The organism is Yersinia sp. FDAARGOS_228 (assembly GCF_002073315.2).
Lineage (GTDB): Bacteria > Pseudomonadota > Gammaproteobacteria > Enterobacterales > Enterobacteriaceae > Yersinia > Yersinia intermedia.
On sequence record NZ_CP020409.2, the window covers coordinates 2478366 to 2494723 of the forward strand.

A 16358-nucleotide genomic window follows, 5' to 3' on the forward strand; every position below is an offset into this window, starting at 1 on the left:
GCTATGGTGCTAAAAAGAGTGATATTCCCGGTGTAAAACCGGGCCTAGCGATAGACCGGTAACCAGCCCAATAGTGCGGCAATATGGGTAACGGCATTGATCAAACCAAACAGGATAATAAAGCCAATCATCAAACGCCCACCGGGAGCGCGATAAGCCGCCTGTGGGAAGCGTTTACGGCTGGCCCGCGCCATCAGTGCTGGCACAATCACCGCCCAAATGGTGGCCGCTAAACCGGCAAAGCCAATGGCATATAAGAAGCCATTTGGGAACAACAGCGCGCCGAGGGTAGGTGGCACAAAAGTGATAAGCGCTGACTTGGTTCGCCCGTTACGGGTATCACTAAACTTAAAGAAGTCAGCGATATAATCAAACAGACCCAGCGACACCCCAAGGAATGAACTGGCCAGTGCCATATAAGAGAAGGCATTAAGTAACTGGCTGGTGGCCTGACTGGCTGAAATGGTGTCCATCTGTTTTAGCAGACTACCAATATTGCCACCGTCGGCAATAACCAGTTTGAACGCGTCACGGCTGATATTGCCTTGAATGGCATACTGCCATAGGACATAAATGATTAACGCGATCAGTGTGCCGTACAACAGGCTACGTACCACCGCTTTGCTGTCTTTGTGATAGTACTTCACCAACCCCGGTACATTGCCGTGGTAACCAAACGAGGTTAACAAGTAGGGCAGTGCCGCCAGCGCATAGGGCAAATAGTGGGCACTGCTATCGGTTTGATTGAACAACACGGTACTTTGCACATGGCTGAACATGTCACCAACCGACATGATAAATGTAATAACCATACCGCCGATCAATATCGTACTTAAGCGATCTACTGCGCGGGTGGATAACCAAACGATAAATGCGACCAATAGCGCAAAGATAAATCCGGCTCCGGTCTGACCAATTCCCGCGACATTTTGCAGGGTGTGGGAAATGATTGAGCCACCGGCAGAGATATAAGCGTAAGTCAGAATATAGAGCACAAAGGTTATCGACAACCCATTGATGGAACTCCAGACCTTGCCAAGCAGGTCTTGCACCATGGTGTGAAAGCTGGCCCCACTAGGATAATTCAGGTTAGCTTCCAGAATCATCAGGCCAGAAATCAGCATACAAGCCCAAGTATAAATCAGCAGCATAACTGAGCCGCTAAACCATACCCCGGCTGTTACGATTGGGATTGAGAACATCCCCGCACCCACAGCGGTTCCGGCGACTATCATCGCACCGCCAAGGACGGAAGGGCGCGATAACGGTTGGGATACATCCATCGACATCTGTAACTCCAAGTATCCTTTATCCTTGACGCTGCGGTAACGCCAATGATTTTGGGTATCAATTATAGGTTAATAGTTCTTTTGTACTAGCTTGATGGTACAGGTTGGTGAGGGAACTGTAAACAGATGAATATACTCACAGGGATTGCATGGTTAGTGATTAGTCTGGTAACAGCATTATCTTGTGACTGAATATCGTACAAATTAGAATTTTTTAGGTTGAAAAGTGAACTGAAAATGAGTGGATGCAAAGAGGCGGCTGTGGTGTGGGTCTGTCATTGCCCCATTAGGCACGGATAGTGCTGGTAGTTAATGGGAGGGATTGCTATTGTCGGCTATTATTCCACCAGCCTACAGGAGCTTGCTGATGGATTGTCGCTCAGATTGCGGTGCCTGCTGTATTGCTCCTTCTATTTCCAGCCCGATCCCTGGCATGCCATTCGGTAAGCCTGCCAATACCCGTTGTCTGCACTTGGACGATGCTATGCGTTGCGCCATTTTTCATTCCCCTTCTCGCCCGGCAGTATGTGCCAGCTTACAAGCATTGCGGGAGATGTGTGCTGATACCCGAGAACAAGCGTTGGTCTATTTGATTAAGCTGGAAGCGGATACCGCCCCTTCGTGATAGAACGGGCGGTATTATTACGTCAGGTCTGATAGGCGCGTTACTTCTTATTAGTCATCGGTATTGCTTCGATGACGAGTGTTTCCAGTGGTTTTAGCGTAACAATCACCGGCTTACTGTAATCGAGTGGCAGAGTTGCATTAGTGCCATATACCGTTTTAAGTGTGAAGCTCGTTGCTTCACCACTTGGAATTTCGAAGTTTTTAGTGAGATCTAAATAGTAGCTTTGTTCTTTGTCGGATGGATTACGCAATCCAAATACCGCTTTATCTTTATTCCATGAGGCCCAGCCATAAACGTCCAGCGCTGTAGGGTCACCGCCAATCCAATGGGTATCAACCAGCACATCGCTATTTTTCCGTGACCATTTAGCGGCGGTCGCCAACGTATCCCATTTGTTGTTATTTAACATGGATGGCGTGATGTAAAGTTCTTGTAGTTGGGTTCCCGTTGCAAAGTAGCTCCAGACCTGATCAGCAAAGTCATGGTCGGTCTGTACTTTTTCCAACCCAAAATAGGCATTTTCCGCGCTAACAATGCCGTGGTACATCAGCGAGTTTATCGGGAATAGCGGGCCTTTGCGCACGATGGAGCGGTAGGTTTCAGCATCACGGTAGGTCATCCATTGCTGAGCGGGGGAACCTTTGCCAAACAGGTTGATATCATCGCCCTGACGCCAGATAGCGTCCGCGTAGAACAGCCATGAGGGGCTGGCATCGGTGCCGGTGGTCAGGTTGATAAACAGATCTTTATTGGCCTCGCGCATGTTTTTAATCAGCTCGATGGAGGCGTCAAAATCAGAGGCGAACTGGCTGCCTGGGATATACGAATTGGCGTTGCCCATACCGTCTAGCTTGAAGGAGGTGATATGTTCGTTTTTGATAAGCTTAATGATTTGCTCATTAAAATTACGGAAGTAATTGGGGCCGGAGAGCGCGAATTTCCCATCAACGGTTTCGAAGCCGTTTTCTTTGGCGTGTGAGACGCGAATATCGCGCGGTTTGTTATAGCCTCCCCAAGGTGACAGCCATAAACCTACCGAGGTATGTAAGCTGTCAGCTTTCTGTTTCACCCCCCCGAATCCCTTACTAAATGCTGGGCCAAACAGCCATTTACCGGTGCGGTCATCCCAGCCGTCATCCAGTAGAAAACCATCAAGTTTTACCCCGCGTTTTTTAATCAGTTCGTCGGCGTAGGTATCCATCCGGTTGAGCACTTCTTGTTCTGTGTAGGTGGTGAAGAAACCAATATCCATCCAGCTATTGTAGTGAAGGTAGGGCTGATATGGGCGCGCGCGCATGCTGTTGATAAATTGGTTGAAGCTGCGACGTAACTGGTTGTTTTCTTCAAAAGTGCCGAAATACAGGGTGAAGCTGACGGGCGTCTCCACTTTAATCGGTGTTTTTAACGCAACATTCAGATTGGTTGTCGTTTCATATGCATAGGTATTAACGATCGGTTTTTCCGGCAGAATAAAGAAGCTGTCAGCGATAATGGGAGAGCTATTAATTGCGCCGTCTACATAAGGTGCCTGGGATTGCCCTTTGGTTGGGAAGAAGGTGATTTTCGCAACATCCCGTGCCTGACCTTTGGCCTGAATCCGGTAGTCAATACTGGCGTATTGACCTTTTAGTACGTTGAGCACCACGGTGACATCAAAATCTTTATGTTCATAGTTGATATGAATTGCATCATCTTTTTGGCTGACATTTTTAATTTTAAAATCGGCCGCGTGAATAACCTCTTCGTTGGGCAGTGTTAGAAAGAACAATTCCACAGGCGCAAGCATGCGGCCTGAAAGCTTATCTTTTATCACCACCGCTGAGTTTGCATCGTCAAAAGAGAGGGCGATTTTATTGTTATTCAGCAAGTATTCGGAGGCAAAGGCGGCATTGCTCATCAGCAATAATAATAACGAGCTCTTTATGATTGTTCTCATACGATATCCTTGTTATTTGAGGTCCAGAAAGGTTATTTACATTTTGAGTCGGTGCTTTGAGTCTGATAATTATTAAAATTCATGATGTTACCCGACGATAGCCGGGCAACATTTTGATGACACAAGATTTATAGCGAGGTTTCAGTTTCGGGGATTAACTTATTAGCTGATCCGCAGACGATGATTTTACTGCGCACAACGTCTTTCATGGCATCCATACCGACGCGCATGTAATAGCGCGGGTCGTTACCTTCCGGGTTATCACCAAACCATTTTTTTACCGCCGCCGCGAAGGCGATTTTCAACTCAGTTGCCACGTTTACTTTGCAAACACCCAGTTCAATGGCTCGTCTGACATAGTCATCAGGGACATCGCTTGCGCCGTGTAGAACCAATGGAATATCGACGGTTTCATGGATTTCTGCCAGGCGCTGGAAATCAATTTTGGGCCGTTTGGTGTACAGGCCGTGGGCTGTTCCGATAGCAACCGCGAGGCTATCGACACCGGTAAGTTCCACAAAGCGACGCGCTTCTTGTGGGTCAGTGAGAAAAGCGCTCTCCTCATCGACATCCATATCGTCTTCCACCCCTCCCAGACGCCCTAACTCAGCTTCAACACTACAATCGTGGCGATGACAAAAATCGACGACACTCTTCACCAGAGACACATTCTCAGCAAATGGGAAGTGGCTACCGTCAATCATCGCACTGCGTACACCGGCGTTGACCTTGCGGCTGATATCGTCCAGCGATTCGTGATGGTCGAGATGCAGCGCGAGCGGCATGCCATAACTTTCAGAGTAGGCTTCGCACAATGCGTAAATTTCTTCAAAAGCGATGTGCTTAAAGGTGCCGGGCGTACCTGCAAGGATCACCGGTGATTGCATCTCTTTGCAAACTTCTAGAATGGCCTGAATGGTTTCCGCGTTATGGATATTAAAAGCAGGTACGGCGTAGCGCCGAGCCTGCGCATCCTGCAAAAGATATTTGGTAGAAATAATGCTCATGTAGTGATCCTCTCAGCCTTTCCAGGGATGAATAACGACGCCTTTCACTACACGGTTTACCGTGCCGCTGGCGGAAGGGGTGTCGGGGGTGATACCTGCTTTGATAGATTCGCTGAGAGCGAAAATCTGTGTGTACATCAGGAAGCAGAACGCCTGTTCGACATCAATAAACTCTCGGGCTGCGGGTAACAAAATATGCGGACCTGCGCCGATTGCTGGGCTGGATTCGGCACAAATCGCTACGACGCGCATCGCTTGTTGGTCGCGGCGCAGCTCAGCCAGTAAGTCGAGGTCGTATTGGCGGGTATAAGGGTGGCTTGAAACAAACACCACAACCAGCGTTTCAGCGTTAACCAGTGATTTTGGTCCGTGGCGAAAGCCGGTGGGGGACTCATAAAACGCAGCCAATTTACCTGCCGTTAGCTCCAGCACTTTCAGTGCTGATTCGCGCGCCACACCTTGCAATCCGCCACTGCCGAGGTAAACAATCCGTTTAAAGGGCAGGTCACCAAATACGGCAGTGCTAAAGTCGCCCTGCGAAGCAACTATCTGCTTACAGCGCGTTGCTACATCCTGAAAGCTGGTGCTGTTGATGACCTCAGGGGCGAAGACGGCCAAACAACTGGCCATCATGGTACTGATGCTACTGGTCATGGCGAAACCACGGTCATGGGTTTCAGTTGGCATTAACAGCGCCAGCGCGTTATCACTTTTCAACGCATTGTGATACAAGCTGCCGGCTTCATTGCAGGTGATGACCAGATGGTGGCACTGGCTGACGAGTTGGTTGGCTAAGTCTACTGCGGCGACGCTTTCAGGGCTGTTACCGGAGCGTGCAAAGGAGATGAGCAGTGTCGGGCGTTGGGGAGATAAATAGTCAGCAGGATTAGTAACGAGGTCTGTTGTGGGCACTGCGACAAAATTTCTCCCGCTATGGCGCGACAGCCACGGCGCAATAATATCGCCGATAAATGCTGAGGTACCGGCACCTGTCAGGACAATCTGTAGGTCAGATGTTTGTAGGAGCGGCGCAAGGAAAGTGTCGATATCGCTACGTTGACGTTCAATGTTTTTTAACGATCGGATCCAGCTTGCTGGTTGCTGGCGGATCTCTTTTTCAGTCCAGGTTGATGTGCCGCAAGTATCGGCAGATTGGGTTTCGCTCATAACTCAGTCCTTAGTAGTGCATATTCAATGGGTCAGTACAAAGTAGAACATGACAATCTTTCGTTTCATTTCATTTCATCAATTTTATGTCTAAGTGAAAATCTATAGAAAAGAAAACGAAAGGTCAATATAAGAAAAGTAATAAAACGAAAAACGTGATCTGAAAGTGGGTTGCTGGTTGTTACTGTTTTGATTTATATGAATATATTATATTTTTTAATAAATGATTTAGAGCCAGAAGAAAGGAAAAGAAAGGTTTGTGGCAGAATTAGCCACAAACCAAAGTGATATGTAATGAAAGGTCTATAGGGCGATTCGCTGTCCATCAATCCAAATGGTTTGTAGCATGAGCCGCGAATCCAGCGCGATAATGTTGGCTCGTTTACCTGCCGCCAGAGAGCCGTATGTGTGGTCAAGCCCCAGCATTTTGGCAGGGTGCAGCGAGGCCATATGAATCGCATCCGCAGCAGGTACACCCACGTTATTGACCAGATTTCGCACCGCTGCATCCAACGAAAGTGTACTTCCGGCCAGCCCGCCAGAGGCAGTACGGACAATACCCTGTTGCATTGTTACTGGATGACCACAAATCGCATAGTCGCCATCAGGCATTCCAGCCGCGCTCATCGCATCGGTTATCAGCAATATTCGAGGCTTGGCGCAGGTACAACAAAGGCTCATTACTGCGGGGTGAACATGGTGGCCATCTGCTATCAACTCAAGCCATGCTCGCTTATCGGTGAGCCCTGCGCCAACCATGCCGGGATTACGATGATGGAGACCTGTCATACCGTTAAAGCAATGCACCAGTCCATCGGCTCCCACATCAAACGCACGAATAGTTTCTTCATAGTTCGCCGCGCTGTGGCCGAGCATGACCTTTATCCCCTGGCTTTTTAGATGCTTAATTGCCGCCAGCGCCCCCGATTTCTCTGGTGCCAATGCCACAACACGTAATGTGTTTTGTGACACGTCAATCAACCTATTTAGCTCGGTAATGTCCAGCTCACGGAACAGCTCCGGTGGATGTGCCCCTTTGTTCTGCGGGGTGAAGTAAGGGCCTTCAAGATAGCTACCCAACACCGTCGCACCTTGTCCACCTTGATGGTAGCGCTGCGCAATACGCCGCAGTGCACACTCTATTTCCCCAAGGGGCGCGGTGACGGTGGTCGGCAACCAGCCGCCAACCCCTTCGCGTGCTTTATACAATGCGAGCTGATCCAGTACCTCTGGCGAGTCATCCATGACATCGACACCATCACCGCCGTGGACATGAATATCGATATAGGCTGGGCACAGTAGTTCAACGTCGCGCAGCGCAACCCCTGTGGGGATTGGCTCGATGGCAACGATGGTGTTGCCATCTATGCATAACTGATGATCGTCGAGCCAGCCTTGCTCGGTCAGCACCCGTCTGGCTCGCAACAGTACTGTCATATTCCTTCCTCGACAGGCGCGGCTTCGCGATAACGGCCCATTTCGTCCACCAGACTGGTCAACCCTCGGTGACCACACTCTAGCGCCTGAAGGCGGAACTCTTTACTACTGAGGCCATCGCGTTCCAGCACCATCTCCAGCAAAAGCTGTAAATTTACCCCGGTGATCACTTCACGTTCTGCTTTCTGCATTGCCAGCGTCGAGGCAACGCGGAAGGGGGTACCTCCGAGCAAATCCGTCAAAAAAATTAGCCCTTCTTTTTCATCCAGATTAGCTAATGCCTCTTCAAACTGAGCGGTAAGCAGCGCGGTGGAGGAGCTTTCAGGAAAATCGATGGCTATCACTTGCTGTTGTTCGCCAAGTATTTGTTTCATCGCTTTTTCCAGCCCGGTGGCAAACCCACCGTGACCGCTAAGAATAATGCTTAACATGGCGTTTCCTCTTGCTTATAAAAAGTGACCAAACTTTCCGACAACGCCTAATACCACGGTCAGCCCGATGAGTCGCAGAGGGCTCCAGCCACGGCGCACTAACCAGTACATCGTGAGGGTGTATACCAGTGGGAGGAAGGCTGGCATCAGTTTGTCGATAACATCGGTTTGTAGCTTAACCACGGCATCGCCTGCGGTGATTTCAAGCGTGGTGGACAAACGAACGTAGGTGGCGACAAGTGCACCGATCACCGTCATCCCAACGATAGAAGCCGCTCGCCCCACTTTAAGGGTATTGGCTTTGATAAGCGGGATAGCCGCGACACCCATGCGATAGGCATAGTGAGCAAGCCCGAAACGAAGCCCAAGATGGACGACATTAAACATCACGAGAAACACGATCGCGCCGAGGATCGAACCTTGCAGGGCTAAACTGGCTCCAATACCGCCACAGATGGGGAGCAAGGTCAGCCAGAACATCGCATCACCAATTCCTCCCAGTGGCGCACCAACGGCGATTTTTGTACTTTGAATACTGTTCACATCCTGCTTTGAACGTTCCATCGCCAGTATGATGCCGATGACAAACGTCACCAGGAAAGGATGGGTGTTGAAGAACCCCATATGGCCTTTCATCGCCCGCGCCAGATCATTTTTATTGGTGTGGATCTTTTTCAGTGCAGGCAATATGCCATACAGCCAGCCGGAAGCTTGCATACGCTCATAGTTAAATGAGGCTTGCAGCAACATGGAACGCCATGCCACGCGGTTGATATCTTTCTTTGTCAGCTCCGCACCGATACGTTGGTCTTCATAGATATTGTCGTTGCTATCAATGACCGGCTTTTCAGTGACGTTAGCGCTTGGCAGAACCTGAGTATTAGATGCCATCTTCGAATTCCTCTTTCTGAGTGCTGGAAGTCTGCTGTGGAGTTGAGTCTTTACGCATGAAATCGATTAACGCCATTGCCAAGGCTGCGGCGGCAATCGCCAGTACCGGCAGTTTCAGCCAGGCCGCAGCAACAAAGCCAAGAATGAAGTAAGGGATATAAACGTTTTTCATCATTATTTTCAGCAATACGGCAAAGCCGATTGCAGGCATGATGCCACCTGCCACACCAAGGCCGTCTATCAGGCGGGCTGGCAAGACATCAATGACCGTCTTCGCATGCTCAGCACCAAAATAGATGGGCAAGAATGCGCACAGAAAATAGAACGTACCCAGAGCCAGCAAGGCCAGATAGTTAACGCGTTCAATGCCGTCGGTATCCGCATTTGCCGCCATCCGGTCACAGCGCGCCATCACACCAGACATGATAGAGAACAAGAAGGTGATGCCCATTTGCACCGCCACGGCGAACGGCACTGCAACTCCAACCGCGACCTCCGGTTTTACACCGGCAGTAATAGCAAAGGCTGTGCCGACAATAGTACCGATAATCACATTCGGCGGTTGGGCACCGGCCAGTGGGGCAAGCCCCATCCAAACCAGTTCCAGAGTACCACCGGTGAGTATCCCCATATGAAGGTCGCCAAGGATCAGGCCAACCAGCGGCCCCAGGACCACCGGGCGGTGCATATGTGTCAGGCCGTTGAACATATCCAAGCCAGCAATAAAGGCCAGAATCCCCAACGCGGATGCCTGTAATAAGCTAATTTCCATAGAAAATACCTCAGAGGAGTTTGTAGAGATCCTGAGCGGGCTCGGTCGGCACGCCCTGAATAAAACATTCCACCCCTGCTTTTCTCAGGCCATAGAAAGCGGCAATATCCTGATCATCGACAGAGACGGTTTTCGCTATTTGTTGTTTACCTTCGGCATAATGCATGTTGCCGACATTGATTCGGGTCACGGGTACGTCACCGTTGACCAGTGTTAGAAAGTCTTCGGGATTTTTGCAGACCAGTAAAATTTTCTGCCGATCGGTTGCACGATGAATATTGTCGATCACTTTTTGCAGTGGCCAGAAGCGCACGGCAATTCCTTCTGCCAGAACCATTTCCATCAGGTTTTGTTGAACCTGATCTTCGGCAACTTCATCATTGGCAACCAACACCAGATTTGCGCCGGCAAAACCAACCCATTGAACGCCAACCTGGCCGTGAATCAGGCGCTCATCAATACGACTTAATACAATGTTTGGCATGTTTTCTTCCTTATTATCATTGTGTTAATGGGATGGCGATGTTCCCATGCAGGCGGCATGGTACTGGCGCAATACATCCTGAATATGGTCAATAATCAGTTCGTGCGGTGTTGCCGCAAGCTGGCCTTCACGGACCTTAACGTATTGAAGTGGCAGATACTGGCTGATCAACGGCAAGGGCAGCGGTTTATCCGTTAAATTATTTACTAACCGAGCATAAGCCTCGTCAATGTGGTGATCAGGCCAGTAGTAACGAACGCGATCAGAATAGCTGTAGCCGCGCGCCAGACGACGTTCATCGTTATTACCGTGGTAATGCTGTTTCCAGTGCTCCGGGTGTTCCTGCATGACGCTTTCCAGTACATCTCGTAGCCCCGAACATTGGTATGCGGGGCGTAGTTCCTGCTCGATAGCGGCCAGTGAAAATAGCGCTTCACGCAGCGCGAAAGTAAGTGCCGGACCGACTTTCAAAATGGCAAAGTGGTGCTGAACTAGCTGTTGTAGGGCGAACGGAGTTTGGTAATCAGTGGAGTGAGCTTCAAAGACCATCGTGTCAAACTCTTCGATAGTCCGACTCAGAGCAAGAGATTTCTCAGGTTGATAATCAATAACATGAGTATGATCGAATTCTACACCGGGTTGGACGACTAGCCCGATAATGCGTGGCCACAGATCGTGCAGACCTTGTTGTTCAAAAGCATGACGATGAGCCTCGAGCGTTGCTTTTGCCGCCTGGGGGGAGGTGACCACCAGCGTTGACAGCGTTTCATGTGCTCCACCTGGAACAGGGACTTCCGTTCCAATAACATAAACCAGATCAGACGAACCTTGTTTTTCTTTGCGGGTCTGTTCTGCAATTAAGGCAAGCCTTGCTGCTCTCCCGGCGACGATTTCGTCTGTTAATGGCACGGGATCATCTGCACAAGACATACTGCAATCAAGGTGAATTTTCTTAAAGCCAGCTGCGACATAATGGCGAATAAGTTCTTCTGCATGAGACATGGCCTCTGCGGCTGGGGCGTTTTGCCAGCGATTTGGCCCCAGATGATCGCCCCCTAACACCAACTGATTGCGAGGGAAGTGATGTTTATCCGCCATTTGCTCAACAAAACCACGGAAATCATCTGGGGTCATACCGGTATAGCCGCCATACTGATCCACCTGATTGGAGGTGGCTTCTATTAATAAGATGGATTGCGCGTCTCGGGCGTGGCGCATTGCTGCTTCCAGAACCAATGGGTGAGCAGAACAGACGGCAAAAATGCCACATCGCTTATCGTGCTTATGGTCGGCCACAAACTCGGTTAAATGTTTCACTTTCCTCTCCGTATGGGGTTTTGATTACTTGTGTCTTTCGGTTTGTTTCATTGATACTGCTTTATGGGTTGATAAAAACAAAACGAAAGATAACGGAAATGAGATCTGTTTCGCAAAAGAAACATAATGAAAGGCTTTTTTATCGGGTGGTCGCACGGTTTGGCGTAATGTAAAGACTTGCTTTCCGGCAAAAGAAAGGCGTTAATAGATGAAGTGAAATGAAACGAAAGGCTTTTGGGAAGGATCTGATATGAGCAATACCGATTCAGTAATGGACAAGCGTATAACGGGCACCAGTGAAAGGCGTGAGCAGATCATTCAGCGGCTTCGTCAGCAAGGAAGTGTTCAGGTTAATGATTTATCGTCATTCTTTGGTGTTTCTACGGTGACTATCCGCAACGATTTGGCCTTTCTGGAAAAGCAGGGGATTGCTGTACGTGCATATGGTGGTGCGCTGGTGTGTGATGCTGGCACACCTGGCGTTGAACCCACGGTAGAAGATAAAAGCTCCCTTAATATTTCTTTAAAGCGCGACATTGCTCGCGTTGCTGCAAATCTGATTAAACCTGGGCACCGTGTGATTCTGGACTCGGGCACGACCACTAATGAAATAGCGCGTCATATGCGTAATCATAAGGAGGTCATTGCTATGACAAACGGCATGAATGTGGCGAACGCGCTACTTGAGGCTGAAGGGGTGGAATTGCTGATGACAGGAGGGCACTTACGCCGCCAGTCCCTTTCCTTCTATGGGGATCAGGCTGACCAGTCCTTGCAAAATTATCATTTCGATATACTTTTTCTCGGTGTAGACGCCATCAGTCTTGAACGCGGTGTGAGCACGCATAATGAAGACGAAGCGCGCCTAAATCGCCGGATGTGTGAAGTCGCGGAACGCATCATTGTGGTCACTGATTCCAGTAAATTTAACCGCTCCAGCCTGCATAAAATAATTGATACCCAGCGCATACATATGGTTATCACTGATAAAGGTATTCCAGAGGAAAGTTTGAATGGATTACGCAAAGGTGGGATTGAAGTGATCCTTGTTGGGGAGTAAAAACCGTTTCTTGGCCGCCGGTTAGCCTACCTCTATTAAAGTAAAGCCCCAGCCAAGAGGCCAGGACTTTGTCAGTAATCTAAGGGAAGCGTGCCGTCCGGGCCGTAAACAGCGTGAAACGCCGGAGTGCCCGTTGGTACGCTCAACCCTTAGTTTTTCTCGCGGCTATGCCCCAGCAGGAACTGCATGAGCGGTGTTTTTCAGCACCGGGCCGGTATATTTTTCAATTTCAAGCTGCGCCATTTGCCCACAATTACCTTGCGCCAGACTGGAAGAACCAATATCGAAAGTCAGGCAGTTGATATTGCCGTTCTTACAAAGGGAACCCGGCACTGCTGGGTCCGCCGGGTCAAACCATGCCCCTTCGCTGATACGCACCACCCCTGGACGCACATCTTCAGATACCACTGCACCTACCAATATTTGCCCGCGATCATTAAACGCACGGACTAAATCGCCATTTACAATGTTACGCCCTTTGGCATCCTGTGGGCTTATCAGTATCGCTTCCCGATCGGCCACGGCGTATTTTTCACGCAGTGGCGTGTTATCTAACTGTGAATGCAGCCGGTTGATCGGGTGTGCGGTGTTTAGCGACAGTGGATATTTCTTCGCTTCTACCCCACGATACCACTCATGAGGTGGCATCCAGGTCGGGATCCCCTGACAATCGACGTATTCCATTTTGGCGATTGTATCGGAGTAGATCTCAATCTTGCCAGATGGGGTACCCAGCGGGTTGAGCAACGGATTCTCACGATAATCCGCAAAGCGTACCCACTGCTTGTTCGCTTCAGGAATAGGGAAGCGAATATAGTTGTTCGATTGCCAGAACATATCGAATGGCGGTAGGGCGACCCTTGCGGTACGGGCCTGTGACTTCATATCGTCGTACATGGTTTTCAGCCACTGAGTTTCGTCTTTGCCCTCGGTAAAGGCATCAATTACCCCCAGCTTGGTGGCCATCGCGGCGAAGATATCAAAATCATTACGCGCTTCATGCTGTGGCGGCACGCACTGGTGCATCGGGAAGACATAAAGTTGCGAGTAATCGCCGCCCATCTCCAGATCGTTACGCTCATAGCTGGTGGTTGCCGGTAATACAATATCTGCGTGTTTAGCGGTGGCGGTCCAATAGGGTTCGTTAACCACGATGGTTTCAGGGTGCTGCCAGGCTTTCACCAGATTGTTGGTATCCTGATGCTGATGGAAAGTATTACCACCGGCAACGTAGACCATTTTCACATCAGGATAGGTGACCTTGGTACCATTGAAATCAATGACTTTCCCTGGATTGGCCAGACATTCGGCAATCCGTGCCACCGGAATCGGCGACGGTGCGTTCTTCGGTGCATTACCGGCAGAAATCCCTGGTAAAATGCCGCCTTTGGCCGTTGGGCTACCGCCGGAGGAGTAGTGATAGCTGAAACCAAAGCCGCCACCCGGCAGGCCAATTTGGCCAAGCATTGCCGCAACGGTGACCAGTAACCAGTGTTGCTGCTCACCGTGATGCTGGCGCTGAATCCCCCAACCGCCCATAATCATGGTGCGCTGTTTAGCCATATCTCGCGCCAGCTGGCGCAACACATCGGCGTCCACGCCACTGATATCCGCCGCCCATTCTGCATTTTTCGGCTGACCGTCAGTTTCACCGAGCAGATAGGCCTGGAATTTATCAAAACCAATAGTGTAGGTTTTTATAAAGTCAGGGTTATGCAGTTTCTCAGTCAATAACGTATGGGCGATACCGATCAACATGGCGCTGTCGGTATACGGCCGTGGCGCAATCCATTGTGCATTGGTGAATTTGGCACTGTCGTTATGTACCGGGTCAATACTGATAACCTTAGTACCTTTCTTCTTCAGCGCTTCAAAACCAGTTTGCCCCACATGGTCGGGGATATTCCAACTGTTTTTCAGCGTGATCATCGGGTTACAGCCCCATAGGATCACCAGTTCGCTGTTATCTACCACGTTTGGCCAGGCTGTCTGCTGTTCGTAGACCTCCATTGACCCCATGACGTGGGTCATAATCACCTGTGCTGCACCGGTTGAATAGTCACCGGCATAACCCAAAAAGCCCCCACTCAGGTTCATTAAGCGTTGTAGTAGCGTGCGGCTGTTATGCAGCATTCCCACACTTTTCCAGCCATAAGATCCGGCATACAACGCTTGCGGGCCGTGGTCTTTTTGCACCCGTACAATTTCGCCGCACACCAGTTCAGTGGCTTTATCCCAACTGACCCGTACCCACTCATCACGACCACGCAGTTCGGTATGGCTGCCGGGGCCGCCCTCCAACCAACTTTTGCGCACCATCGGGTATTTGATGCGGTTATCCGCATGCACCTGATAGGGGGCCATGGTGATCAGGTCATTTGGCCATGGATCATCTTTGACTGGCTGGACACCGATCATGCGGCCATTCTCGACGATAGCTTCAAATGCGCCCCAATGAGCTCCGGTCAGGATGCCTTTTTGCGCCTGATGTAGCGCCAGGAACTGAGGTAATGCCTGACTGATGGCTTGGGCTAATGCAGATTTGGGCCACAGGCCACCAACGATAGGCAATACAGCCAGTGCGCTGGTTCCCAGTAAGAAGCGGCGGCGGCTCATTTCTAATGGTTGTTGTTCGTATTTAGTCATTTTCGCCTCTTATTTACAGCTTGGCCGGCATATCACTGGCATGTTTTTGTACATACTGTGTCATTACACGCAACTGTTCCTGAGTCAGGGAGGTGCGTGGTGCCATGCCTTTGATTACCCCAATCCATTGGTTTGCGTTAAAGCGATCCAGTGCGGTTAAACCGTGGCAACCGGTACAGTTGGCCGACATCATATCAGCGGCATAGCGCCAAATTTTTTGTTGATCATCAACGAGTTGTTTCTTCGGTAACCACACCTGTAGTGCAACTTGATGCCAAACCAGCTTGGTTTCTGCATCGGTCTGCGTGTTCAATGTTTTCAGCGCTTTTTGTGCATCTTCGCCCAGTAATACGCTCAGAATACGTTTCCCTTGTGCGGCATAGAACACTTCTGCCACGCCATCTTGTTGCCAGCCTTTAACATCAACCAGCACCTGATCACCTTGTTGTTTTACCACTTCAACTTGTGTTGAAGGCATCAGGTTACCGGCGTTATGGCTGTCGCCAGCATGCATAAAGAAGGGTTCGGTGGCGATGGTATATAAGGTGGTCGCTGTTGCAGGGGTTTGTGCTGCCGCCGTTGCCAATTCAGCTGCGCCCGCTTGGGTCACCTCACTCATATCTGGCAGGATATGGGCCACACCTTTATGGCAATCGATACAGGTTTCACCTTTCTTAATCGCTACTGGATGCTGAATGCGGGCTTCAGCACTTTGCCCGGTGATGTCCATCGCATCAAAGCTGTGACATGAGCGGCATGTCGCCGAGTCAGTCTCTTTTAGCGTTTTCCATACCGACTGCGCCATCGCGAGTTTATGGGCTTCATATTTCTCAGGTGTATTGATTGTGCCAGCCACTTCACCATAGATATCTTTGACCGCACGGATTTTGGTCCACAGATAATCGAGTGGCTCGTGAGGCACATGGCAGTCAGCACATTCAGCTCGGATGCCTTTGGTGTTTTGGAAGTGAATACTGCCTTGATATTCAGCCAGTGGCTGTTGCATGGTGTGACAGGACACGCAGAACGCGGTGTCGCTGGTTTTATGAAAAACAGTGGCGGTACCCGCTAACAGTGCAGCACCGATAATGATGCCAATCAGCAGGAGCCATAACCATCCCCACCGGCGTCGCTTAGCGAAACCAGTTTGTTTCTTGCTCATAATTTTCCCCACTTAATATATCTAATAGTTATTGGTAAAACGACGTTATCCAATGCCTTAATGCCCAAAAAAGCCAGATAATCTACCAGCAGACGCTTATTCACTAGCGATAAGTTTTCCCCATAAAATAA

Annotated in this window: 14 protein-coding genes; 2 read left to right on the plus strand and 12 right to left on the minus strand. The window is 49.8% G+C overall.

Features of this window, described 5'->3' with window-relative positions; translation table 11 throughout:
• Positions 1-44: 44 nt before the first annotated feature.
• Positions 45-1289: a tryptophan permease gene (gene mtr, locus A6J67_RS11410; RefSeq protein WP_050074072.1), complete on the minus strand. Its 1245-nt coding sequence runs from the start codon at positions 1287-1289 to the stop codon at positions 45-47.
• Positions 1290-1656: 367 nt separating this feature from the next.
• Between mtr and A6J67_RS11415 the strand changes: the two genes are divergently transcribed.
• Entirely contained in the window at positions 1657-1914 is a 258-nt protein-coding gene (locus tag A6J67_RS11415) for a YkgJ family cysteine cluster protein (RefSeq protein ID WP_005193063.1), read from the plus strand.
• A gap of 40 nt (positions 1915-1954) precedes the next feature.
• On the opposite strand, the gene A6J67_RS11420 is transcribed toward A6J67_RS11415, so the two are convergent.
• From A6J67_RS11420 to kbaZ, 9 genes are all read right to left on the minus strand, one after another.
• Positions 1955-3853, minus strand: a complete 1899-nt coding sequence (locus A6J67_RS11420; RefSeq protein WP_050074070.1) for an enterotoxin — start codon at positions 3851-3853, stop codon at positions 1955-1957.
• Between the two features lie 128 nt (positions 3854-3981).
• On the minus strand, positions 3982-4860 hold the full coding sequence (gene kbaY / locus A6J67_RS11425) for a tagatose-bisphosphate aldolase subunit KbaY (protein WP_050074069.1): 879 nt from the start codon (positions 4858-4860) through the stop codon (positions 3982-3984).
• A gap of 12 nt (positions 4861-4872) precedes the next feature.
• Positions 4873-6027 (minus strand): SIS domain-containing protein, encoded by a 1155-nt coding sequence (locus tag A6J67_RS11430; protein WP_050297062.1) that lies wholly within the window; start codon positions 6025-6027, stop codon positions 4873-4875.
• Between the two features lie 303 nt (positions 6028-6330).
• A complete protein-coding gene (gene nagA / locus A6J67_RS11435; RefSeq protein ID WP_050297063.1) occupies positions 6331-7464 on the minus strand; it encodes an N-acetylglucosamine-6-phosphate deacetylase in 1134 nt (377 codons plus the stop codon).
• Positions 7461-7895, minus strand: a complete 435-nt coding sequence (agaF, locus tag A6J67_RS11440) for a PTS galactosamine/N-acetylgalactosamine transporter subunit IIA (protein WP_005193054.1) — start codon at positions 7893-7895, stop codon at positions 7461-7463. The genes nagA and agaF overlap by 4 nt, the downstream gene beginning before the upstream one ends.
• Positions 7896-7910: 15 nt before the next feature.
• Positions 7911-8786 (minus strand): PTS N-acetylgalactosamine transporter subunit IID, encoded by an 876-nt coding sequence (gene agaE / locus A6J67_RS11445; RefSeq protein ID WP_050085031.1) that lies wholly within the window; start codon positions 8784-8786, stop codon positions 7911-7913.
• Entirely contained in the window at positions 8776-9558 is a 783-nt protein-coding gene (gene agaW, locus A6J67_RS11450) for a PTS N-acetylgalactosamine transporter subunit IIC (protein WP_005193049.1), read from the minus strand. Before agaW ends, agaE begins: the two co-directional genes overlap by 11 nt.
• 10 nt (positions 9559-9568) lie before the next feature.
• Entirely contained in the window at positions 9569-10042 is a 474-nt protein-coding gene (agaV, locus tag A6J67_RS11455) for a PTS N-acetylgalactosamine transporter subunit IIB (protein WP_005193047.1), read from the minus strand.
• 24 nt (positions 10043-10066) lie between these two features.
• A complete protein-coding gene (gene kbaZ / locus A6J67_RS11460) occupies positions 10067-11359 on the minus strand; it encodes a tagatose-bisphosphate aldolase subunit KbaZ (RefSeq protein WP_050089350.1) in 1293 nt (430 codons plus the stop codon).
• Between the two features lie 250 nt (positions 11360-11609).
• Between kbaZ and A6J67_RS11465 the strand changes: the two genes are divergently transcribed.
• Positions 11610-12419 carry a DeoR family transcriptional regulator gene (locus A6J67_RS11465; RefSeq protein ID WP_005193042.1) on the plus strand — a complete coding sequence of 270 codons (810 nt, stop codon included), beginning with the start codon at positions 11610-11612 and terminating at the stop codon, positions 12417-12419.
• A gap of 165 nt (positions 12420-12584) precedes the next feature.
• On the opposite strand, the gene torA is transcribed toward A6J67_RS11465, so the two are convergent.
• Positions 12585-15065 carry a trimethylamine-N-oxide reductase TorA gene (gene torA, locus A6J67_RS11470; RefSeq protein ID WP_080608172.1) on the minus strand — a complete coding sequence of 827 codons (2481 nt, stop codon included), beginning with the start codon at positions 15063-15065 and terminating at the stop codon, positions 12585-12587.
• Positions 15066-15078: 13 nt separating this feature from the next.
• Positions 15079-16227 carry a NapC/NirT family cytochrome c gene (locus A6J67_RS11475; protein ID WP_032907996.1) on the minus strand — a complete coding sequence of 383 codons (1149 nt, stop codon included), beginning with the start codon at positions 16225-16227 and terminating at the stop codon, positions 15079-15081.
• Positions 16228-16358 lie beyond the last annotated feature (131 nt).